The organism is Chryseobacterium taichungense (assembly GCF_900109935.1).
GTDB classification, from domain to species: domain Bacteria; phylum Bacteroidota; class Bacteroidia; order Flavobacteriales; family Weeksellaceae; genus Chryseobacterium; species Chryseobacterium taichungense.
Genome location: NZ_FOBV01000007.1, coordinates 111773 through 135977 on the forward strand (window position 1 = coordinate 111773; position 24205 = coordinate 135977).

Consider the following 24205-nt stretch of genomic DNA (forward strand, 5'->3'; position numbering starts at 1 on the left):
GGAAAAATTTTGACTGCAAATATAAGCAAACTAATGTAACAATATAATAATGTATTAATTTAACAATATATAGATGCTGCTCTTTCTATCACCAGTGATTTAATTGGTAAACTGTTAAATTGTTATATTGCTACATTGAATAAAAGTATGATAAAAATCTGTTTTTTACCAATTGCGGGTTAAGCAAGAATCATTATATTTGCACCAAGAAAAAATTTAGCAATGGCAAACCAAATTAAAGGTAAAATTTCTCAAATTATTGGTCCGGTAATCGACGTTGTCTTTACTGATGTGGAAGCAGTTCCAAGCATTTATGACGCGTTAGAAATTACAAAAGATAACGGTGAAAAAGTAGTTTTAGAGGTAGAACAACATATTGGAGAAGATACAGTAAGATGTATCGCAATGGACGCTACTGATGGTCTTAAAAGAGGACAGGATGTAATCGGATACGGAAATCCTATTACAATGCCTATCGGAGAGGCTGTAAACGGAAGACTTTTTAATGTTGTTGGTGATGCTATCGACGGGCTTCAGAATATTTCTAAGGAGGGAGGTCTTCCTATCCACAGAGAAGCTCCAAAATTTGATCAACTTTCAACTTCTGCTGAAGTTTTATTTACAGGTATCAAAGTAATCGACCTTATCGAGCCTTATGCAAAAGGGGGTAAAATTGGTTTGTTCGGTGGTGCCGGTGTAGGTAAAACCGTATTGATTCAGGAGTTGATTAACAATATTGCAAAAGGACACGGAGGTCTTTCAGTTTTCGCCGGAGTAGGTGAAAGAACGAGAGAAGGAAATGACCTTTTAAGAGAGATGTTGGAATCAGGAATCATCAAGTATGGTGAAGATTTTATGCACTCTATGGAAAACGGAGGTTGGGATCTTTCTAAAGTAGATTTAGAAGCAATGAAAGATTCTAAAGCGGCATTCGTTTTCGGACAGATGAATGAGCCACCTGGTGCAAGAGCGAGAGTAGCACTTTCTGGTCTTACATTAGCTGAATATTATAGAGATGGTGGTGAAAGCGGACAAGGTAGGGACGTACTTTTCTTCGTAGACAACATCTTCAGATTTACACAGGCGGGTTCTGAGGTATCTGCACTTCTTGGACGTATGCCATCTGCGGTAGGTTACCAACCGACCCTAGCTTCTGAAATGGGTGCGATGCAGGAAAGAATTACTTCTACTAAAAACGGTTCAATTACTTCAGTACAGGCGGTTTACGTACCTGCGGATGACTTAACTGACCCGGCTCCGGCAACAACATTTGCCCACTTGGATGCAACAACGGTACTTGACAGAAAAATTGCTTCTTTAGGTATTTATCCTGCGGTAGATCCGTTGGCTTCTACTTCAAGAATCCTTGCTCCTGAAGTAATTGGTGAAGAACATTACAACTGTGCTCAGAGAGTAAAAGAAATTCTTCAGAGATATAAAGCTCTTCAGGATATCATCGCCATTCTTGGTATGGAAGAACTTTCTGAAGAAGATAAATCAGTTGTTTACCGTGCAAGAAAAGTTCAGAGATTCTTATCTCAGCCTTTCCACGTAGCAGAACAGTTTACAGGGATTCCAGGATCTTTAGTTGATATCAAAGATACAATCAAAGGTTTCAACATGATCATCGATGGTGAATTGGATCATTTACCGGAAGCTGCTTTCAACCTGAAAGGAACTATCGAAGAAGCTATCGAAGCCGGACAAAAAATGTTAGCTGATAACGCATAAATAATTAACAATTTGAGATCTGAAATTTGAGATTCTATGTGATTTCAAATTTCAAACATCAAATTTCAAATTTGTTTCTATGAATATAAAAATTTTAACACCAGAATACGTAGTTTTTGAAGGGGAAGTAGACTCAGTATTATTGCCTGGAAAGAATGGTGAATTTCACATCATGAAAAACCACGCAGGAATTGTTTCTTCTTTGATCGGTGGTAAAGTAAAATTGTACACAAAGTCTGTTGATGAAGCGTATAATAAATATTTTACCAAAGAAAATGAGAAAGATTCTGTTTTTTCTTATCCTATCAAAAGCGGTGTTGTAGAATTTAATCATAATAAAGGAATCATCCTTTGTGAATAATTAAATGAAAAGCTAAATATATTTTCAAGAAAGTGTAACTTTGGTTACACTTTTTTTATGTTATGTAAAAGTCTGGTTTTATGAGGAAGAGTTTAGTTATTGTATTTGCAATTCTGGGATTTTTGTTTCATGCTCAAACAGTCAAAATTAAAAGAGGAATTGTAACTCTTGAAGGCATACACGTTGCAAAAATTTCAAACAAATCCAATGTATATACTTTCATGGATCTTAAAGAGACTCCGATATATACTGTAGAATTTGTAGATAAAAGTGTAGTCGATTCTGTAAGAGATAGTTATATAAAATTAAACAGGATTTATAATAAAGATAAAACACTTGAGTTGGATTATATTTCACCATCAGCATTTTCTGGTGAAGAAAAGTCTGCAGCTTACACTTGCGTAAAAAGTCTGAAGATTATTGATGAAAGAGGAATTAATATAAAAAATTTAGATGAGCTTTTTAAAAATTCTCCTAAAAGAAAACTTGATACCAAAACAAAAGATGCTTACACAATTAGAAGTAAAATAGACCGATTAAATATCACGGTGAATACTGTAGGCGAAATTCTAAGTAATGGAAAACCAGTAGGTTATTTTACAAATTTACCCGTAAGCTTCGGATCTGAAGATACTATTACCGACAAAACCTTTGTGGATATTGAAATTTATGATGCCAACAGTAAATATATTGGTAAATACATAACAACTACGAAACAGATTAAAACGGCGGGCGGAAAAACTTTCACTTTATATAGGGAAATGTCTGGCCGGGCGTCAATTCTGAAGTTTCCGACTTACAAAGCTATTGCAGAAAGAATGGCAATTCTGGATCCTAACTTTATAAAATTTCAGGAAAAGGTAATTGTAGGTGAAGTGATAAAAGACGGAGTTCAAAAATAAATTATTAATAGAACGGGCTTTAGCCCGTTTTAATTTTGTAAAATATTCAGTTGGCTTTAGCCAAAAAACATAAAATCTTCCGAGAATTTATTTCAGGAGATTTTTACATTATTTAAATTTAATTTAACCAAGATTTTATTTCTGAGAAATCTCGATATCATTTTTACTATAATTGGTATCTAAATTCTTGTAGAATGAGAAATTCGATAAATATGAATTTTTGAAAACAAGATCTATAAACTCAAAATCACACCATTTTCTTTCAATTGCTGTACCGGCTTTGAAAACCAGAACAATTCAAAATCATCAAAATTTTCTTCAAATTGAGCCTTAAGTTGTTGAAGGGTAGGCTTTTTCGGATTGTGAACAGGGTATTCATTAAACATTGACATTAGCCATTCTGCATGTGAGGAATCAAGATCAATGCTGATAACATTGGTTTTTAAGTGAACTGTAATTCTTGTATACGAGTATTGGTATTTCTTTTTTGTTTTTATGCGATTCTCAGCGATTACGTTTTTAGCCAAAAACACAATTTTTGAATTTCCTTTGAAAGTAAAAGTATCATTTTCAAGCAAAGCATCATGAATGTAGTCAGGGTGAATTGTCGTTCTTGGAATCTTAAAATCAAACCACTCTTGGAGAGGAAGTTCAAAATTGATTCCGTGCATATAATTGAACAATGATTTTTTCAAACCAAAGCTAAATTTCCCATGATCGATTCCCGTCTTGTCTGTAAAATCAACATCGTTGTTTGCAAAAAGAATTTCCTGTTTAATCGGAGTAACTCCAAATTCTTCAGGATTTAATCCGACAGGAGAATGAGCGGTCATTGCAAACTGATGCCAAAATCCACTTTGCAAAATTCCCATTTCAAATAATTGGCGAACCATTTCCAGAGAGTCAATAGTTTCCTGAACCGTTTGTGTCGGATAACCGTACATTAGATAAGCATGAATCATAATACCGGCTTCAGTAAAATTCCGGGTTACCTTTGCAACCTGCTCAACGGAAATTCCTTTGTCAATCAATTTCAGCAAACGGTCACTCGCCACTTCAAGTCCGCCCGAAACGGCAACACACCCTGAAAGTTTTAACAAAAAACACAAATCACGTGTGAAACTTTTCTCAAAACGGATATTGGTCCACCAGGTTACCACCAGGTTTCTCCGCAAAATCTCTAAAGCAACTTCTCTCATTAAGGCTGGTGGTGCAGCTTCATCGACAAAATGAAATCCTGTCTCTCCGGTAGTCCGGATCAATTCTTCCATCCGGTCAACTAAAATTTTTGCCGAGATCGGTTCATAAATTTTTATATAATCTAAAGAAATATCGCAGAACGTACATTTTCCCCAGTAGCATCCATGGGCCATGGTCAGCTTGTTCCATCTTCCATCACTCCATAAGCTATGCATCGGATTGGCAATCTCAATAACCGAAATATATTTATCTAATTGTAAATCAGAATAATCGGGAGTTCCGATTTCTGCCTGCTTATAATCGTTTCTTGCAGAATTATTTTTATAAGTAACGGTGCTGTTCTCAATCAAAAACGTTCTTTTATATTGAATTTCTTCGACTTGTTCAGAATGACAAATGTTTTTATAAACTAATTCTAATGGAAGTTCTCCATCATCTAAAGTAATGAAATCAAAAAACTCAAAAACTCTTTTATCTTTTACTTCCCGCAATTCTGTATTTGGAAAACCGCCGCCCATTGCCGTTTTGATATGAGGAAAATTTTCTTTAATAAACTTTGCACAGCGAAAAGCAGAATATAAATTTCCAGGAAAAGGAACCGAAAAACAGACCAGTTGTGGTTGTATCAATTCTATTTTTTTTTGAAGAATTTTTAAAGTAAAATAATCAATAAAAGTTTGATTTCCAGATAATTTTGAGTATAATTCATCAAATGAATTAGCACTTTTGCCTAATCGTTCAGCATATCTGCTGAAACCAAAATCAGAGTCAATATTTTCTATGATATAATCTGATAAATCTTCTAAATACAAAGTCGCCAAATGTTTAGCCTTATCTTGTAAGCCCATATTCCCAAAGGCAAATTCCATATCATCAAGCTGATTGAATCTTGAGGCTTCCGGAAGAAAATTCATAGAACAAATCTGCCTGGCCAATGTAGGCGTTTTACCCTGCAGAAAAGAAATAACCTGATCAATCGTCTTTATATATTCATCCCTTAATGTATAAATCCGTTGTGAATTTTCCGAAACATGTTGAATATCAATTTCTTTGTAAAAAATTTTCTGAATTCCAGCTTTGGAAAATAATTCTAAAATCACTTCAATACCCAAATCCACCTGATAACTTGAAATATTTTTTGTATTCAAAAAACCTTTAATATAAGCCGTTGCAGGATAAGGGGTATTAAGTTGCGTAAATGGCGGAGTGATAAGAAGCAGATCTTTCAACAATTAAATTTTTAACAAAGTTAGGTAAACTTCATGACTTTAAAACTCACAAACATTTCATGAGTATAATTATTAGAAAAAACCACTGATATGTTTTCAGTGGTTTATATTTTTGATTTAAATTTCTTTAAAACTTAGACCTTGCTCAGCCAGCAATTTTTGCTCCTGATCTTTATAATGTCCACTGACAAGTTTATCATGAATTGCTTCAAAAGCTGCGAGGGTCTCATTGATTTCAGAGTCTGTATGAGATGCCGTTGGGATAAGTCTTAGTAAAATCATTCCTTTAGGTATTACAGGATAAACTACTACAGATGTGAAGATTCCGTAGTTTTCTCTCAAGTCTTTCACTAAGAGTGTTGCCTCTACCGGAGTTCCCTGCATCATTACCGGAGTTACACAAGTATTGGTATCACCGATATTAAATCCTCTTTCTTTCAAACCGTTCTGTAGCTTATATGTATTTTCCCACAACTTGGCTTTGATTTCAGGTCTGGTTCTTAAAAGCTCCAATCTTTTCAAGCCTCCGATCACCATTGGCATAGTCAGAGATTTTGCAAAAATCTGAGATCTTAAATTAAATTTCAGATATCTGATGATTTCTTTATCACCTGCGATAAAAGCTCCGAATCCCGCCATTGACTTCGCGAAAGTAGAGAAGTATACATCTATCTGATCCTGGCAGCCTTGCTCTTCGCCGGCTCCAGCTCCGGTTGCTCCAAGAGTTCCAAACCCGTGTGCATCATCTACCAGAAGTCTGAATTTATATTTTGATTTTAATTCACAGATTTCTTTCAGCTTACCTTGTTGTCCTCTCATCCCAAATACACCTTCCGTAATAACAAGGATACCACCACCGGTTTCTTCGGCTACCTTAGTTGCTCTTTCAAGATTTTTTTCAAGACTTGCAATATCATTATGTCTGTAAGTAAATCTTTTTCCTGCGTGAAGTCTTACACCGTCAACGATACAAGCATGAGAATCAACATCATAAACAATCACATCATTTCTTCCAACCAGTGCATCAATGGTAGAAACCATTCCCTGGTATCCGAAGTTTAATAAATATGCAGATTCTTTTTGTACAAAATCAGCCAGTTCTCTTTCCAATTGCAGGTGCTGCTCGGTTTCTCCGGACATTGCTCTGGCTCCCATAGGATAAAACATTCCGAATTCAGCGGCAGCTTTCGCGTCAGCTTCCAAAACTTCCGGGTGATTACACATTCCCAAATAATCATTAGCACTCCAGAAAATAACTTCTCTTCCCTGAAATCTCATTCTTGGTCCGATAGGTCCTTCTAATCTCGGGAAAATAAAATACCCTTCACCATAATCTGCAAATTGTCCAAGAGGTCCTGGATTTTCTTTTATTCTGTCAAAAATATCCAACATTTTATTAATATTTTTAAGTAAAAAAGCCTTTTCTGATTCCAAAAGGCTTGATTTGTATAAATTGTTTATTTATTATTTTATGAATTCTGTTTTGAAAACTTCATCATAATTATGAACACAATTGTTGATGAATCCTTGTTCTTCCATCCATTTATCACTGTATACTTTTGTTATATATCTTGAGCCGTGATCAGGATAAATAAGAACAACTACATCATTTTCTGAAAATTCATGAGATTGAGCGTACTGAATTAAAGCCTGAGTAACTGCTCCTGTTGTATATCCTCCCATGATGGCTTCTTTTAAAGCGATTTCACGGGTTCTGTAAGCAGACATTTCATCATTCACTCTTACAAATTCATCCACTTTATCAAAAAGAAGGGCAGAAGGGATTAGATTTTTACCCATTCCTTCAATCTGGTAAGGGTGAACATCTTCTTTATGGATTTCTCCTGTTTCATGGTAACTTTTAAGAATAGATCCATCAGCATCTACTCCTATAATTTTAATATCAGGATTTTTTTCTTTTAAGAATTTTGCGGAACCGGATAATGTTCCACCAGTTCCTGTGCATGCAAAAAGATGAGTAATTTTCCCTTGGGTCTGTTCCCAGATCTCAGGACCGGTGGTCTGATAATGCGCATCAACATTTAATTCATTAAAATACTGATTGATGTAGATCGAGTTAGGCGTTTCAAGGGCAATTCTTTTAGCCACTTCATAATATGATCTCGGATCATTCGCGGGCACATTCGCAGGGCAAATATAAACGGTTGCGCCAAGGGCTTTCAGATAGGCAATTTTCTCAGGCTTTGTTTTGTCACTTACGGCAAGAATACATTTATATCCTTTAATAATACAAACCATTGCGATTGAAAATCCTGTGTTTCCCGAAGTAGTTTCTACAACTACCGAATCTTCTCTTAATAAACCTTTTTTCTCAGCGTTTTCTATAATATGAAGTGCGATTCTGTCTTTAGTGGAATGTCCAGGATTATATGATTCTAACTTGGCATAAACGGTTGCAGGAATATCTTTCGTCACAGTGTTAAGCTTCACCATAGGAGTATTTCCTATTAGGCCAAGTATATTATCGTAAACATTACTCATTATTTGTTATTTTTCAATAAAAATCTGTCGGCAAAAATACAAAAAAATAAATTTATTTCTAAACTTTTGTTTGGATTTCTAACCTCTAAAATAGATAAAAATTATTTTTCTATCACTATCCAAAGAGGAAAGTTTTCAAAAAGTGAGCCAAAACCTTTAAATTTTGTTAAAAACCCTCTAAAATCATATAAAAGCCTTATTTTCGCGTAATTGATTTAATACTATGAAAAATTGGACTTTCAGGCAATGGAACACCGTTCTCGGATGGGTGATTTTCGCCATTGCATTTATTACATACTTGTCCACCATAGAACCGAATTTCAGTTTTTGGGATTGTGGCGAGTATATTTCCTCGGCGGTAAAACTTGAAGTAACGCACGCTCCGGGAGCGGCTTTATTCCAGATTGTGGGTGCTGTGGCAGCCATTTTTGCTTTAGGGAAAGGCGAAAATTATTCTATCGTGATCAACGCGATGTCCGCATTGTTCAGTGCGTTTACGATTTTGTTTTTGTTTTGGACAATTACCCATTTCGTAAGAAGACTTTTAAACAAAGATTTTGATGAAATCACAAAACATCAGGAAATTTCTATTCTTTTTGCAGGAATTGTAGGCGCTTTATGCTTTACATTCTCAGATACATTCTGGTTTTCTGCGGTAGAAGGAGAGGTATATTCCATGGCGTCTATGTTTATTGCACTTTTAGTCTGGTTAATTACCAAATGGGAAAATGAATATCTGGCGGCAGACAATGAAAGATGGATTATATTGATTTTCTTTATTCTGGGACTTTCTGTAGGTGTTCACATGATGTGTATGCTCGCAATTCCGGCGGTTTGCCTTGTATATTATGCAAGAAAATATAAATTTACCTGGAAAAATTTTATCTGGGCAAATGTTATTACATTAGTTATTCTGGCTATTGTTTTTAAAGGAATCTTCCCGTTGATCATGACCATGTTCGGAAAGCTTGAGATTTTCTTTGTTAATGGATTAGGTCTTCCTTTCCATTCAGGGACGATTGCAGCGTTTATCCTGATGATTGCGATCTGCTACTTCCTGATCTCTTACACCAGAAAAATGAAGAGAAATGTTTATCAGACGATTGCATTATCTGTCGTTTTCATGATGATTGGTTTCTCCTGCTGGATGGTAATTCCTATCAGAGCCAATGCCAATCCTCCGATGAACCTTAATGATCCGGACAACGCGATTGGAATGCTTGATTATTATAACAGGGAGCAATATGGTGACTGGCCAACAATCTATGGTCAGAATTATACAGCTTATCTTGATGCCAACGGAATCGAGAAAAATGAAGACGGAAGTTTTAAAACTCAAAAAACCGGCGAGATTTACGAAAAAGACGAAAAAACCGGAACATACAGAAAGACCGGCGACAGATTCAATTACGTCTTTAATAAAGCGCATGTAGGCTTCATGCCGAGAATGTTTAACGAAGATAAGGATGTAATGTCCAACTATATTTCGATGTATGGCGCACCTGATTTCAGCTTTAATTATTCAAACGAAGATGTTGCAGACAGCCCTGAAGCCAAGCAGATTTTTGATGAGCTGAGAAAGAAATATGAGGATGGAACCATTACCGCTTCAGATTATTTAAAGGTAAGACCTTATAATCTTCTGAATGTTCAGAGACCTTCTTTGGGACAGAATTTAGATTATTTCATCACGTTCCAGAACGGATATTATTTTGTGAGATATTTAATGTGGAACTTTGTAGGACGCCAGAATGACCTTGAAGGAAATATGGAAATCACGAGAGGAAACTGGATCTCAGGAATTCCTTTCATCGATAATGCACTTTGGGGAAATCAGGATAAGATGCCAGCCAAGTTTAAAAATGAAAGTACAGTAAAATTCTTCTTTTTACCGTTGATTTTAGGGCTTATCGGATTCTTTTTCCAGTTAAACAGAGACTTCGGAAGATTCTACGCTATGCTTTCCATTTTTGTATTGATGAGTGTCGGAATTATTTTCTATACGGGAGTAAAACCTTTTGAGCCAAGAGAAAGAGACTATGCAATGGTAGGTTCGTTCTACGTTTTTGCCATATGGATAGGCCTTGGTGCGGGCGCTATTCTCTGGTTCCTTCAGTCTAAAATAAAATCAAATGCTGCGAACATTGTTGCGGGAGTTGTTTTATTGGGAGTACCTTTCATGATGGGATTCCAGAATTACAATGTACACAACAGACACGACCGATATACTTCTTATGATTATGGATATTCTATTTTAAAATCATTGCCTAAAAACGATATTTTATTTGTTTACGGGGATAATGATACATATCCGGTTTGGGCAATCCAGGAGACAGAACAGTTCAGGGATGATGTAAAAGTAGTGAACTTTACACTGGCATCAACTCCATGGAATATTGATCAGATTAAAAGAAGAACATATAATGCAGCACCAGTGCCGGGCGTATTAACCCACGATGACTACAGAGATGGTGTAAACGACCAGATCTACCTGATGAAAAAATCAGACTGGGAAGGACTTTTCTCTATGTTGAAAGAGCAAGGGGCACCTGAAACAGAGTTTGCAGAATTCAGAAAGTATCTTACACAGGATTCAATGACGATGAAACAGGCGATAAGCTTCCTTAAATATTCATCTCCTGCTAAGAATGAACTTCTTAAAATGTATTTCGGAGAAGAAAAATTTGAAAAATATAATATTCTTCCTGTTAATAAATTCATTCTTCCTGTAAACAAAGAAAATGCGGTAAAAGCAGGAATCATCAATGCTGCGGATCTTCCGAATACAGTAAACCAGATCATGATTACTTACAAAGCGAATACTTTGTATAAAAATAATCTGATCATGCTTGATATCCTTGCGAATTTTGACTGGAAAAAGCCAATCAGTTTCTCTTCCGGAGGAATCTATGACAGCGAAAATATTTTTTATCTTGATGAATATCTTCAGTTTGACGGATTCAGTTACCGACTGATCCCGATCCATACGCCTCAGACGCCGGACGGAGAGATGGGTAGAGTAGACCCTAATTCATTATATAACGTTGTCAAAAATTTCAGATGGGGTAATTTTAAAAATCTGAATACTCATTTTGACGAAACAGCGACTTCCAACATTATGAGCTACAGAGCTTCAGCAAGCAGAGCAGCGGCAGCTTTAGCAACCTTGGGACAAAAAGGAAAAGCTTTGGAATTACTGGATCTTGCATCGAAAGAAATTCCTGCAGAAAAATATAATGATCCGCGTTCATTAAGTTCAATGGTGTATGGATACATTGTTTCAGGACAGGAAGCCAAAGGATTGAAGCTGGCAGAAGTTTTGAAAAAAGGCATTTTTGAAGAATATGATTATTGCATGAGTCTGAGCAAAGCCGATCAAAATTATTTGAGAAGACAGATCAGAACAAAACCGATGGAATATTCTCTAGTCGTTTCAGCAGTTACAGATGGCTACACAACCATCGGAAAGAAAGATAAAGCGTATGATTACCTTGTTAAATCTATTGAACCGATCGATAAGAAATTCAATACATTCGTTGAAAATCTGAAAGAAATGGGCAAAGAAAAAGCAATGAATGAATCTGAAGGAGTACAGAAGATCACGCCATTCTACCAATATCTGTTTGATGTGATGGAGCCTTTTGATTCCACCTATTCGAAAGAAAAGGAAACCCAGATTACCAACGCCATTATTAAGGCAACACAATAAAAAAAATTAAAACGGAACTTCGGTTCCGTTTTTTTATGTTGGGATTCAAAAGTTTAAAAGATTATATTTGCGGGATCAAAGAAGCACAATGTCAGAAACAAAAAATCTTAAGATCCCGATATATGCCGTATTGTTTACGGTTATTTTCAAACTGCTGTTTTTATTTACGCATTATATTCAGGAAGATGCATTTATTAGCTGGAGAGTGGCTCAGAACCTTCTCGATTATGGAGTGATCGGATTCAATGGCAATACAAAAATCTCTGCTTCCACAACACATCTTTACGTTTTCGTTTCATACATTTTTAATCTGATTTTCGGAAAAGAAAATTTTATTGAGCCACTTTTAATTTTTAATTCCATACTCTTCACTATAGGAAGTTTTTTCCTTTCACATGTATTATTAAAAAGCAACTGGCAAAAAGCAATATTTATATTTTTGATCGGGATTTTACCGCCGTCCATAAAAATTTCCATCCTGGGAATGGAGTACGGAATCCTTTTCTTTCTGGAAATGGCGCTGTTGTATTACGGCTTTCATAAAGGTAAAAAATGGGTACAGATCATTTTACCGGTTTTCATTTTATTCACAAGAATTGATACGGTAATTTTTCTAGGAACCGTTTTTTTAATTGATCTTTTCTGGAATAAAAAAATCAACTGGCCTTATATTTTGGGGGGAATTTTAGGAATTGCTGCAGTGCTGGGATTCAACTGGATATATTTCGGAGAAGTCATTAATAATACCATTGTTGCTAAAAAAATTGCCTACGATAATCATTTTACATTAGTCCAGAATATAGAATATTTCACCCAAAATTTTGCAAATTTCTGGGGTATGCTGAAACTTCCGGGAGATTTTAATCCGGTCACGATTATCATCCTTACTTTTGAGTTATTATGTTTTGTTTATTTGATCAGACAAAAAAATAAAAGAAATTATTTTCTTTGGATAATTTTTATTTTCGGATGGATCAAACAGGTGATCTTCATTTCTCAGAAAAGCCTTTTCGACTGGTATTATTGGGTTCCTCAGATTTTACTTTTTGTTCCTGTTTTGATTTTTATTTTAGAACAGAAAGCAAAGAAAAAGCTTTGGCTTTCTTTATTAATTATTTTCTATATTTTTCCGATGTTTATTTTTCAGACAGTACATGCTATAGCAACAGGTAATGGGGAATGGAATTACAGAAGACATATAGGCCTATTTTTGAATACTTATGAAAAGGATAAAAATCAGTGGATCTTTCTGGAACCTGCCGGTTATATTCCATATTTTTCGGGTTTGAAAACCATTGATGAAGTGGGCTTGGTAGACAAAGAAGTTCAGCGGGAAATTCAAAAAGACAAGGCAAATTTCTGGATGAATACTGTAAAAAAGCGAAAACCAAAGTATCTGCTTTCTTACGAAGATCTATATCAAAGAAAAGATGCTGAATATTTCAGACTGCATTACAGGCTCGTTAAAGAATTCAGAATCAAAGATCATCTGAAAAGCGATTATAAGTTAATTGAAAAGATATATATTCTGAAGCCTTCCGGGTCAGATTATAATTTATATGAAAGAATTGATTAATTTTGATCGGATGAAAGTGGTTAAATTTAGATCTCTACAATACACATTTCCTCATACTTTAATATACTCTAAAAAATGAAATACTGTGCATTCCTCCGTGGCGTCAATGTAAAAGGGACCAATATGAAAATGGCTGATGTTTGTCAGGTTTTTAAAAATGCAGGAATGAATGATGTTTCTTCAGTTCTAGCCTCGGGAAATATACTTTTTTCATCTGAAAAAAAGGAAGAAGAATTGAAACAAATTCTTGAAAAAGCGATGTCTGATCATTTCTCATATGAAGCTTTTTTATTCATAAGATCGGACAAAGAAGTGGAAGAATATTTATCAGGAAATCCGTTTGAAAAGAAGGATCATTTGCACTGCTATGCTTTTGTAGGAAATTTCGGGATTGAAAATATTTTAATGGAAGAATTCCAAAAAGCTTCAAAGGCAGAACTCGAAAATGCTCAAATTGTGAAGAATAACTTCTACTGGCAGGTTCCAAAAGGCAATACGCTTGATTCTATATTCGGGAAAATTTTAGGTAAAAAAAATCTGAAAGATCAGTTTACAAGCAGAAATGTTAATACTTTTGAGAAGATTGTAAAAGTATTCAATAAGAAATAATTCTCTAATCTTACTTATTTTATCATATATCTTATCATTAAATTGTCATTACCAAAAAATGAAAATTGTGAGTGATTTTGCATTTAATTCAAATTTTAAAAATTTTTATTTCAACAAAAATAATCTATTATTTTAGAAGAAACTATACAGAGTTGTGTACATCCTATTTCTTAGGATATGATTATAAAATGGCTGTATATCCCCATAATACGTCTAAATTTTTAGTAAAATATATTAAAAAGCCCAATACCATAGCCGTACCATAACAGATTAGCTTACATTCTGTTATTGAATGCTTTATGTATTTCATAATAAATATAACTCATATTTTTTGTTCTGATTGATTACAATCATAAAAAACAAATTCAGAAAACTATAGTTTTGTTCTCAGATTATTGAAATATTATGTAAACAACCTGATGTAAAGGATTAACGGCAGCATTAAAAAAAATTGGCGTGGTATGTATGTGGTATTTTAATTCAGGAAAATTTTAATCATTTTTTCTTTCTTTGTCTTTACCTAAAATTATAATCGCAGTTTCTGTGAGAATATTTTAATAATAAATACAATAAGCAAGAAAAACGTAATTACTACTAAAAGCAGGCCAATTTTCAAAATGATAAAATATCAAGCATAAAAATAAAAACTTCAAAAAAACAGAGATTGAGCTCTTATTGAAGTTAAATGCGAAGAGTGTTAGTGCTGAAGCTTAAACAAGCAGCAGGAATTAGTAGAGATGAGAAAATATTATGAGAAACGAAAAGACTGAATTCAATTTAGAAGAATTAAACCAAAAGATTTTTGTGCAGGATGAGATTTTGGCATTAGCGAAAGAAAATTCTCCCCGTCTGTTGAGCAAATTCAGATTAGTGGATCCGGACTTTTTTAAAAAATTGTCTGACATTCAGCCGAATTTAAAAAATTCTGAACTGATTTTTTGTATTTATCTGAAGCTCAATTTAACAACAAAGGAAATTGCAACGTATACATTCGTTACTCCTAAAGCGATTCAAAACAGAAAAAACAGGTTGAGAAAAAAGCTGAATATAGCATCAACAGTTGATATTTATAAATGGTTTAATGAATTTTAAACCATTTTTTACGTTCTATAGCTGAAGAATAGATGTATCAAGATCATGATACAATAAAATTTTCCAATGATTTTCAACGGCTTCTTTCTGCCATTTCAGTCTCAATTCCATCGCTTTCCTTCCATCAAAATCACTTTTATAAGCCAGGTGATATTTTAAATAGGATTTCTGTGGAAGATCATCAGCACCGTAAAATGCAATTTCGTTATCTTCTTTTATCCAGAAAACCTGCATATAAGGGGTGTGGCCACCAGCTACCTCAAAATAAATCTCGTCAGTAATGTAACCGCTGTCTTCCTCCATCCAGACAATATTATCAAGTTTGATAAGCTTTTCCAGCGTGTCAAAATCAAAAGAATAATTACCGCTGTTATTCATAGCAAAATCAAGTTCGCGCTTTTGAATATAAATTTCAGCATTGGCAAACGTTGCTTCAAATCCGTTTTCTGTACGGGTTATAGCCGTTTCAGTATGATCTTTATGAAGATGGGAAAGTAGTATTTTGGTGACCTGTTCCGGCTTAATGTTTTCTTTTTTCATAAGTTCTGAAATTACCGTTTTTCCGGTTTCAGTTTTCCAGCCTATTCCCGCATCAAGGAGAATGATATCATTTCCTGTAGTGATTATAAAAGGGGTTACAGACATTTTTATTCCTCCCAATACTGCTGAATTTTCTTCCGTTAAAAGGGTAAAATCTTTAGTTTTATTTGTAGAAAAATTTCCTTCTTTTAGTGGTATGATTTTCATGCTACAAATTTCCTGATAAATTCTGATTCGTGAACGTGTTTTTTGTCAATTTAAAATATCGTTAAAACCGATGGAATCATCATTTTCTTTATTTCAAAATAAGTATTTTTGTATTGCAAATTCGCAAATTCTTAAACAAAATCTATGCAATTGAATTCTCCGGGCAGTATTTCACGCACAGTGATATGGCTGATGACTGTCATTTCAGGACTTGTCGTGGCAAATATTTATTATAATCAGCCCTTACTGTCGCTTATTTCTGAAGATCTGAAAGTTACCGAAGCTGCAGCTAGTAAAATTTCAGTCCTTACACAGCTTGGATATGCCGCAGGACTTTTGTTGGTTGTGCCTTTGGGAGATAAATTTTTCCGGAAAAAATTAATTCTTATCGATCTTTTTCTGGTATTTGCTGCTTTACTTTGGATGACATTTGCCAGAGAGCTTTGGATGCTTTATATCGCCAGCTTGCTTATTGGTGCCACTTCGGTAATTCCACAGCTGTTTGTTCCGATGGCTGCAGAGCTTTCTTCGGACCAAGAAAAGTCATCAAATATTGGGCTGGTGATGTCTGGTTTGCTTCTCGGAATACTATTGTCCCGTTTTATCGGTGGTATCGTTGGTGAAATGTTGGGCTGGAGAGCAATGTTCGGAATAGCTTCCGGGATGATGATCCTGGTCTGGCTGGTAGTATATTTTAAGCTTCCTGAGCTTCATCCAAACTTCCGAGGAACCTATTCTGAGCTGATGAAATCGGTGTTTCACCTTGCGAGAACTCAACCTGTTTTGCGATTAGCCTCATTTCGCGGAGCCATGGCTTTCGGGTCACTGTGTGCCTTATTTACGACACTTGTTTTTCACATGGAAAAGCCACCTTTCAATGCCGGTTCGTCTGTAGTAGGAAGTTTTGGTTTGGCCGGTGCTGTAGGCGCTCTGGCGGCTGCAAAAGTAGGAAAGCTTCAAAAAGTTATGGATCTCAACAGAATCATTTTTTATGCACTGATCATAGTTCTTATAAGCTGGGCTTTTACTTATTTTGCTGGTGAAACATATTGGGGGCTCATTGTGGGCGTAATCTTAATAGATCTGGGCGTACAGTCGAGTCATATTATGAACCAGACCAATTATTTTCTCATCCGGTCAAATGCTGTGAACAGGCTCAATACCGTATATATGGTATCTTATTTTATTGGCGGATCTTTGGGAACATGGCTGGCTTCAATTGCCTGGCAGTATGCTCAGTGGGGTGGTGTTTGCCTTGTAGGTGTGTCTATGGGAATTTTGGCTTTGACGGCTCACCTAATCTTTAACAGAAAGCTAAATAATTAAAAATCAATTGAAAAAATAATAATATGAAGATAGAAATATGGTCGGATGTGATGTGTCCGTTTTGCTATATCGGGAAAAATAATTTTGAAAAAGCACTTGAAAAGCTACCTTTTAAAGATGAAGTGGAAGTAGAGTGGAAAAGTTTTCAGCTTGATCCGACTTTACATCCTGATGAAACAAAAACTACTTTTGAATATTTTAAAGAGAAGAAGGGAGTTCCGGAAACACAGGCCAGGCAAATGATCGGCCAGGTATCGCAGATGGGGAAAAACTCCGGAATTGAGTTCAACTTTGAAAATGCTATAATAACCAATACGTTCTCTGCCCACAAATTATTGCATTTAGCCAAGAAATATAATATAGCCGATAAAATGGAAGAAGCACTTTTCATCGCTCATTTCATCGACGGAAAGAATGTTGGGAATATTGATACGCTTATTGCTCTTGCCGAATCTTTGGGAATTGATAAGAATGGAGCTCAGCAGGCTTTAACATCAGAAGAATTTAATGATGATGTACAAAAAGATTTTTCGGAAGCAAAGAATCATGGAATTTCCGGAGTGCCTTTCTTTATTTTAAACGGAAAGTACTCTGTTTCCGGGGCGCAGCCTGTTGAGTTTTTCACAGGTGCTCTTCAACAGACCTACGATGAAACGGTATCTCCTCTGAAAAGCCTTTCAGGTAATGAAAATTCATGTGATGCGGATGGCTGTAGCATTTAAATGATAATCTGCTTCTGTTAATTTAAAATTTATTTTCTATGATTAAAGTAAACGATGATCACCAATTTCCTTTAGATGAAACCCTTTTTGTTTTTGCATTGGATTCCGAAGCGGGAAAAGTTTTTAACGATAAAAATAAACTCATCACAGGCATCGGAAAAGTAAATGCCGCTATGGAGCTCACCAAAGAAATTCATCGCAATAGACCAAAATTGATCATCAATCTCGGATCTGCCGGCAGCAAAAGTTTTCATAAAGGTGAGGTGGTTTGCTGCACAAAATTTATTCAGCGGGATATGGATGTTAGAGGCCTTGGGTTTAGCTTGTATGAAACTCCGTTATCAGGTATTCCGCCGTTGCTAGAGTATGGACTTAAAAAAGATGATCTTCCTGAAGGAGTTTGCGGTAGCGGCGATAGTTTTGAAATGAATCATTCTGAAAAAGATTACAATATCGTTGATATGGAAGCCTATCCTCTTGCGCTGATCGCTATGAAAGAAAATATCCCTTTCCTTTGTCTGAAATACATCTCGGATGATGCAGGAAGTGAGGCCGCCGATGACTGGACAGTGCAGGTTCATATGGCTTCCGAGGCTTTTAATAGGATTTTGTTTTGAAGAAACTCTTAAAATAAAAGTTAAATCTCATAAATTTCCGCATCAGTAAATACATAGAATCTTCCCTTTTTGGGAAGATTTTTCGTATCCAGGCCGGTAAACTCACTGAAAGCCGGCAAGAGAATCTGATTTTCTGTTACGACAAAACAAGGCAGCTTTATTTTTCTTACCGATGAATTGATCACAAATCCTGGATGAATATGGCCAGTAATCTGAAATTTCGGGTGTTTTTTTTCAAAATCGTGGATGAGCATAAAATCATCAATTTCAAGCAATTCGGATTTAAAATTCAAACATAATTTAGATTCCAGCTTTTTTGAAATTCTATCATGATTTCCTTCGATGAGATGAAACTGCAGATCGTTATATTGATTTCTCCAGGTACAGAACTCGTCTACATCCGAATTGTCTCCCGCGTGGAGAAGATCACCGACAACAATAAATTTTTCAGGGTTGAAAAATTCTATAAGGATAGAAAGCCTTTCAAGATCATTTTTCATAATCTGATTGGCCAAAGCAATCCCGTTCTTCCGGAAATGTGCCGTTTTTCCGATGTGTAAATCTGAAAGAATCAGGGCTTTCTGTTCTTCCCAGAATAATGCCCTTTGATTGGTGAGGGTAAAATGTTGCTGTCGGACTTCTATATTTTTTGTCTGTACATTCATTTTTTCGCTGAAATATTGATTTTAAATAGTGCTTTTCAAATCGGTCTCTATACTTTTTCTAATTCTTTTCTCCGATAAATTAAAAAACCTTTTAACAAGAAACAGGGCAGAAATGGTCAGCCCAAGTCCAAGTGCAATCCACATTCCGAAGGCGCCCATTTTTAAGATCACACAAAGAAAATATCCCAGAGGAATTGTAATAATCCAGTAAGCGATAAATGTATAAATTGAAGGGATTTTTACATCCTGCATGCCTCTCAGTGTACCCAAAGCCGTTACCTGAATCCCATCCGAAAGCTGAAAAAGAGCGGCAATAATCATTAATTTTGCAGCAAGTGCAATTACTTCAACTTCTTCCTTTTTGGTGAAAAATGTTGGTAAGATATTTCTTCCTAAAACAAACATTACTCCACAAATTGCCATAAAGATAAAAGCAATCTTTAAATTGTTTATTCCTACTTTTCTTAGTTCCGTAAAGTTTTGTTCGCCTAGTTTTCTGCCGATCATTACTGTAGAGGCTACACTAAAACCGATGCATAAATTAAAGGTGAATGAAGCCATACTCAAAGCAATCTGGTGAGAAGCAATATCATGAGCAGAGATTAGTCCGCAGATAAAAGCTGCAGCGGCAAAAGCGGTGACTTCAAAAAACATCTGTAGTGCTGTAGGTAAGCCCAGGCGTACCATTTTATCAAACATTTTTTTTGAAAAAACTTCAAGCTTTAAAGAAAAATCTTTAATGTAATGTCTGGTCTTATTTTGTTTTAAAAGCACAAAATATAGAAAAACAACCATAAAAATTCTGGCGATAAGACTAGCCAGGGCTGAACCTTTTACCCCCATCGGCGGAATTCCGAAAAGACCTTTAATAAAGACATAGTTTAGAACTATATTGATTACATTGGCAATAATTGTTGCTTTTGTGACACCAATCGTGTACGACAAGCCTTCAGAAACTTCCCTTAGTGTTTGAAATGCCATGAAGGGAATAATGCTGATCGCCATAATCGTTAGAAAATCAACCGTATCAGGGATTATTTTATCAGGCTGTCCGGAATGATAGAGTAGTGGCATTCCTAAAAGTAAGACTGCCATTAAAACAATTCCGACGGTTATATTGATCACAAATCCATGACTGAAAACTGAATTAATCGTCTTATGATCCTGCTGTGAATGCGCTTCAGAAACAAGCGGCGGAATCGCAAAAGAAAATCCCAGGGCCAGCACAAACATTGAGAAGAATACGGCATTTCCCAATGAAACGGAAGCAAGCGCATCTGCTCCTAATAATTGTCCCACGATAATATTGTCAAAAAGATTTACCGAAACCTGACCCACCTGCGTAAGCATGACAGGAAGTGCCAGCGTAAGGCATTCTTTAGTATAATTTTTATCTAAAAATTTCATAATAGTTTTATTCAAAAAAAATTGCAGTAACCTGAGATACTGCAATTTTCATAATTTATTGAAAGTAATATTTACTTATTTCCTTACAAAACTTGCAACGTCATCAGCAGAAACGGTGTTTCCTCCTAAAATGATCAGCCTTTCTACTACGTTTCTCAGCTCTCGGATATTTCCTGTCCAGGAAAGTGATTTTAAAGCTTCGATAGCTTTATCGTCAAATTTTTTCGGAGCTGTACCGTGCTCATCGGAGATGATTCCTGCGAAGTGTTCTACCAATAATTTGATATCTTCTTTTCTTTCATCCAAAGGTGGTACATAGATTTCAATCACAGAAAGTCTGTGGTAAAGATCCTCTCTGAATCTTCCTGCTTCAATTTCCTTCTGCATATTTTTGTTGGTAGCTGCAAGAACTCTTACATCTACCTTTATTTCCTTGTCACTTCCTACAGGAGATACTTTACTTTCCTGTAATGCTCTTAGAACTTTTGCCTGTGCAATAAGGCTCATATCACCGATCTCATCAAGGAAAATAGTTCCGCCGTTGGCCTGTTCAAATTTACCTTGTTTATCTTTGATAGCTCCTGTAAAAGAACCCTTTACGTGACCAAATAATTCAGATTCAATCAATTCAGAAGGAATCGCGGCACAGTTTACTTCTACCATTGGTCCTCTCGCACGTTCGCTCTGATTGTGTATAGCGTGGGCTACAAGTTCTTTTCCGGCTCCGTTCGGTCCTGTGATCAATACCCTAGCATCAGATGCGGCCACTTTCTCGATCATATCCTGAATTTTTTTCAAACCTGCTGATTCACCGATCATCTGATATTTCTTGCTTACCTTTTTCTTTAACGTTTTATTTTCGGTCTGAAGATTTTTATTCTCTTTCTTCAGGCTTTCTTTAGCTAAAGCATTTTTTACGCTGGTAATCAATCTGTTGATATCGATAGGCTTGGAAATGAAATCGTACGCACCATCTTTAAGACAGGAAACAGCAGAGTCGATATCTGCATGTCCTGAGATCATAATGAAAGTGGATTCCGGCTTTAGGGATAAACTCTGTTTCAAAAGTTCTGTTCCTGAAAGTTTAGGCATTTTAATATCGGAAATCACAAGTGCGAAATCTTCTTTTTCTACCTGTTTATAACCTTCAAGGCCATCTTCGGCGATTACAAATTCATAGTCAGTAAGTTCATCGGAAAGAATACTTTGGAGTACTCCTGAGATTGCTTTTTCGTCTTCTACAATAAGGATTTTTTGCATAGTTGCAAATTTAGATTTTTTGATTGAATTATTAGCAAAAACTATACCTAATCATCTATTTTGAGTAATCTCTTCTGCCAAAAATAGCCGATCCTACGCGCACTGAGGTAGCTCCGCATTCAATGGCAGTCGGAAAGTCATCACTCATTCCCATTGATAAAGTTTCTAAAGGCTGAAGCTGATTTAATTCATCAAAAAGTCCTTTAAGATTTAAAAATTCTTTCTTTATCTGATTTTTATCTTCGGTAAATGTTGCCATACCCATCAAGCCTGTGACGAAGATGTTTGGAAATTCACCGTTGAGGTATTTCTGATATAAACTTTTCGCTTCTTCGGCCTCCAGTCCGAATTTGGATTCTTCTTCCGCTATTTTCACCTGAAGCAGAACTTTGATTTTGCGTTGATGTTTCCCTGCTTCTTTATTGATTTCCCTGAGCAGCTTTTCTGAATCAACACTTTGAATGGTATCAATAAATTCAGCAATATATTTTACTTTATTCGTTTGCAAATGGCCGATCAGGTGCCACTGTATGTCTTTTGGCAAAAGCGGGTATTTTTCCGTAAGCTCCTGTACTTTATTTTCTCCGAAGACCCTTTGGCCAAGATCATAGACTTCCTGAATAGCAGAAACCGGGTGTGTTTTTGAAACTGCTACCAATTCTACATGTTGAGGAAGTTGGCTTTTTATAGCGTTGTAATTTTCCTGAATACTCATAAATGCAAATTTCTGAATTTTAAATTAAAATGTAATCAGATCTCGACAATTTAAATTTAACTGCAAAAAGTAGTGTGGTAAGTAAAAAATCAAATAAAGTTTAAAGAAATATCTCAGTTCAGAATTTCATTAATTCCCGGATATTCCGAAATTTTTCTAAAAACAAACCGATTGCTTTTTTGGAGCTTCTCAATAAAAAGATCCAGTTCATTAACGGAATCTGCATCTGTTAAATATTGATCATGCGTAAGAAATACGAGATGTCTGGAAGTCTTTTCAAGGTCATTAAAGAAAATACTGTCCACTTTTTTCAGCATAGCTTCATGATCTCCTTTTAAAGCCATTTTGTTGGTTGGTTTCCATTCCAGATCCCAGCCGATTACTTTATAGCCCGCTTTCTTCAGACTGTTTGCAGCTTCCGTAGAACTTTTCAGGTCGGTAATGGTAATGTTGTTCAGTCTCCAGATATTTCTTCCTGGCGTTCTGGCAATTTTGTCATAAAGTTTCAAGCTGTCTTTAGCGGTATCAAAATCATGGATTACCGCTATCGGATCTTTATAAAAATCGGTGTATTTGTTGTGAGCATGTGTAAAACTGTGATTAGCGAGCTCTACCAATTTATCATTTCTGAGAAGCTGAAGATCTTCCTGCTGTTTTTTACTTCCGTAGGCGTGTTTTCCGACAAGGAAAGCCGTTGCGCAGACATTTCTTTTATGTAATATTTTAAGGAGATTTTCAGTTCCATGGTTGGGGCCATCGTCAAAAGTTAAATATATAACTCTCTTATCTGGATCTAAAATATTTTCATCATCATCAATTTTGGGGACAATTTTTGCGACGGGATGGTCTTTCCGAATCATTTTTTCTGATTCTTTCTTATCATTTTTCTGATTACAGCTGTTACATAAAATCGAAGTTGCACTCATCAATGCAACCATCCCTAGAAAAGACTTTTTTACAGACTTTTCCGCAAAGTTTTTTGTCATAAAATTAAATGGAGTTTACTTGTTAAAAAATGTTAAAAATTCCAAATAATTCTTAACAAAAATTATGCCTGATTATGTGAAAATTTAAGTTTTAATTTTATTTTAATAAGTACGCATTATTTGAGAATATCTTTAAGAAAAAGTGAGTTTTTTATGGCTGAAGTTCCCCATGTATTATTAAAAAATATAAAAGTCTTATGTTGCGCTTTTTTAATTTTTTGAGCTAAATCTTTCAGGAAATCTTCGCTGTATTCAGATTTATATAAAACCGGTTTGCCATGAAGTCTGTAGTACAAAATATCAGGGTGGTTTGTTACAACATCTTCCGGCAGATTTCCCGGAAAGCTGACCCCAGAAAAGACCATGTTTTTTTCTTTAAGAATATTAAAAATTTCTTCATTCCACCAGGATTCATGACGGAATTCAATGACATTTAAAAATCTTGAATCGATATTGTTTAGTATTATATTTAAATTTTCAGGCGTATTTTTAAATGATGGGGGAAACTGATAGAGAAATCCTGAAAGTTTGTTTTGCAAATGAGAATAAATATGGTCGCAGAAAAGCGTAATTTCCTCTTTGCAGTCTTTCATTCTTTTTTCATGCGAAATGACTTTTGGAATTTTAATAACAAATCTGAAATCCTCAGGAGTTTCTTCTGTCCATTTTATTAGAGTCTTTGCAGTCGGCTTTCTGTAAAACGTTGAATTGATCTCTACACAATTGAATTCCTGAGAATATAGGGCAAGAAAATCTTTACTTTTGGCATCTTCCGGATACAGTGATCCTTTCCAGTCGTTATTGTAAAAACCTGAACATCCAATGTATAGCTTTTCTTTTTTCATATTC

Annotated in this window: 20 protein-coding genes; 10 read left to right on the plus strand and 10 right to left on the minus strand. The window is 35.4% G+C overall.

What is annotated here, in order from left to right; translation table 11 throughout:
- Window positions 1-222 precede the first annotated feature (222 nt).
- The 3 genes from atpD (at window position 223) to BMW64_RS15350 (ending at window position 2994) form a co-directional block, all read left to right on the plus strand.
- The gene (gene atpD, locus BMW64_RS15340; protein WP_090000835.1) at window positions 223-1731 is read left to right on the plus strand and encodes a F0F1 ATP synthase subunit beta; all 1509 of its coding nucleotides are present in this window, start codon (window positions 223-225) and stop codon (window positions 1729-1731) included.
- Between the two features lie 79 nt (window positions 1732-1810).
- Window positions 1811-2092 carry a FoF1 ATP synthase subunit delta/epsilon gene (locus BMW64_RS15345; RefSeq protein WP_066436270.1) on the plus strand — a complete coding sequence of 94 codons (282 nt, stop codon included), beginning with the start codon at window positions 1811-1813 and terminating at the stop codon, window positions 2090-2092.
- 80 nt (window positions 2093-2172) lie between these two features.
- A complete protein-coding gene (locus BMW64_RS15350; protein WP_090000836.1) occupies window positions 2173-2994 on the plus strand; it encodes a hypothetical protein in 822 nt (273 codons plus the stop codon).
- Window positions 2995-3227: 233 nt separating this feature from the next.
- Here BMW64_RS15350 and BMW64_RS15355 read toward each other — a convergent pair whose 3' ends face one another.
- The 3 genes from BMW64_RS15355 to BMW64_RS15365 all read right to left on the minus strand — a co-directional run bounded on the left by BMW64_RS15355 (window position 3228) and on the right by BMW64_RS15365 (window position 7925).
- Window positions 3228-5423, minus strand: a complete 2196-nt coding sequence (locus BMW64_RS15355) for a B12-binding domain-containing radical SAM protein (protein ID WP_090000837.1) — start codon at window positions 5421-5423, stop codon at window positions 3228-3230.
- Window positions 5424-5540: 117 nt separating this feature from the next.
- Window positions 5541-6812: an aminotransferase class I/II-fold pyridoxal phosphate-dependent enzyme gene (locus BMW64_RS15360; RefSeq protein ID WP_177175310.1), complete on the minus strand. Its 1272-nt coding sequence runs from the start codon at window positions 6810-6812 to the stop codon at window positions 5541-5543.
- A 75-nt stretch (window positions 6813-6887) separates the two neighbouring features.
- Window positions 6888-7925 (minus strand): PLP-dependent cysteine synthase family protein, encoded by a 1038-nt coding sequence (locus BMW64_RS15365; protein ID WP_090000838.1) that lies wholly within the window; start codon window positions 7923-7925, stop codon window positions 6888-6890.
- A 223-nt stretch (window positions 7926-8148) separates the two neighbouring features.
- On the opposite strand from BMW64_RS15365, the gene BMW64_RS15370 reads away from it, so the two are divergent.
- From BMW64_RS15370 to BMW64_RS15385, 4 genes are all read left to right on the plus strand, one after another.
- Complete coding sequence (locus BMW64_RS15370) at window positions 8149-11634, plus strand: glycosyltransferase family 117 protein (RefSeq protein ID WP_090000839.1); 3486 nt, start codon at window positions 8149-8151, stop codon at window positions 11632-11634.
- 88 nt (window positions 11635-11722) lie between these two features.
- Window positions 11723-13210, plus strand: a complete 1488-nt coding sequence (locus BMW64_RS15375; RefSeq protein ID WP_090000840.1) for an LTA synthase family protein — start codon at window positions 11723-11725, stop codon at window positions 13208-13210.
- A 75-nt stretch (window positions 13211-13285) separates the two neighbouring features.
- Window positions 13286-13819, plus strand: a complete 534-nt coding sequence (locus BMW64_RS15380) for a DUF1697 domain-containing protein (RefSeq protein WP_090000841.1) — start codon at window positions 13286-13288, stop codon at window positions 13817-13819.
- A 750-nt stretch (window positions 13820-14569) separates the two neighbouring features.
- Complete coding sequence (locus tag BMW64_RS15385; RefSeq protein ID WP_090000842.1) at window positions 14570-14911, plus strand: helix-turn-helix transcriptional regulator; 342 nt, start codon at window positions 14570-14572, stop codon at window positions 14909-14911.
- Window positions 14912-14926: 15 nt separating this feature from the next.
- On the opposite strand, the gene BMW64_RS15390 is transcribed toward BMW64_RS15385, so the two are convergent.
- Window positions 14927-15658 carry an MBL fold metallo-hydrolase gene (locus tag BMW64_RS15390; RefSeq protein WP_090000843.1) on the minus strand — a complete coding sequence of 244 codons (732 nt, stop codon included), beginning with the start codon at window positions 15656-15658 and terminating at the stop codon, window positions 14927-14929.
- A gap of 144 nt (window positions 15659-15802) precedes the next feature.
- Here BMW64_RS15390 and BMW64_RS15395 point away from each other — a divergent pair, with 144 nt between their 5' ends.
- The 3 genes from BMW64_RS15395 to BMW64_RS15405 are packed head-to-tail and all read left to right on the plus strand — an operon-like array spanning window position 15803 to window position 18323.
- Entirely contained in the window at window positions 15803-16984 is a 1182-nt protein-coding gene (locus BMW64_RS15395) for an MFS transporter (RefSeq protein WP_090000844.1), read from the plus strand.
- A 23-nt stretch (window positions 16985-17007) separates the two neighbouring features.
- Complete coding sequence (locus BMW64_RS15400; RefSeq protein ID WP_090000845.1) at window positions 17008-17706, plus strand: DsbA family oxidoreductase; 699 nt, start codon at window positions 17008-17010, stop codon at window positions 17704-17706.
- Between the two features lie 38 nt (window positions 17707-17744).
- Window positions 17745-18323: a 5'-methylthioadenosine/S-adenosylhomocysteine nucleosidase family protein gene (locus BMW64_RS15405; protein WP_090000846.1), complete on the plus strand. Its 579-nt coding sequence runs from the start codon at window positions 17745-17747 to the stop codon at window positions 18321-18323.
- 20 nt (window positions 18324-18343) lie between these two features.
- Here the strand turns inward: BMW64_RS15405 and pdeM are convergent, their stop codons facing one another.
- The 6 genes from pdeM to BMW64_RS15435 form a co-directional block, all read right to left on the minus strand.
- On the minus strand, window positions 18344-18988 hold the full coding sequence (pdeM, locus tag BMW64_RS15410; protein ID WP_090000847.1) for a ligase-associated DNA damage response endonuclease PdeM: 645 nt from the start codon (window positions 18986-18988) through the stop codon (window positions 18344-18346).
- Window positions 18989-19009: 21 nt separating this feature from the next.
- Complete coding sequence (locus BMW64_RS15415) at window positions 19010-20395, minus strand: MATE family efflux transporter (protein WP_090000848.1); 1386 nt, start codon at window positions 20393-20395, stop codon at window positions 19010-19012.
- Window positions 20396-20470: 75 nt separating this feature from the next.
- Entirely contained in the window at window positions 20471-21655 is a 1185-nt protein-coding gene (locus BMW64_RS15420; protein WP_090000849.1) for a sigma-54-dependent transcriptional regulator, read from the minus strand.
- 55 nt (window positions 21656-21710) lie between these two features.
- Entirely contained in the window at window positions 21711-22370 is a 660-nt protein-coding gene (locus BMW64_RS15425; RefSeq protein WP_090000850.1) for a YggS family pyridoxal phosphate-dependent enzyme, read from the minus strand.
- 113 nt (window positions 22371-22483) lie between these two features.
- Window positions 22484-23356 carry a polysaccharide deacetylase family protein gene (locus tag BMW64_RS15430; protein WP_090000851.1) on the minus strand — a complete coding sequence of 291 codons (873 nt, stop codon included), beginning with the start codon at window positions 23354-23356 and terminating at the stop codon, window positions 22484-22486.
- 116 nt (window positions 23357-23472) lie between these two features.
- Entirely contained in the window at window positions 23473-24201 is a 729-nt protein-coding gene (locus BMW64_RS15435; RefSeq protein ID WP_090000852.1) for a DUF72 domain-containing protein, read from the minus strand.
- Between the last annotated feature and the right edge of the window lie 4 nt (window positions 24202-24205).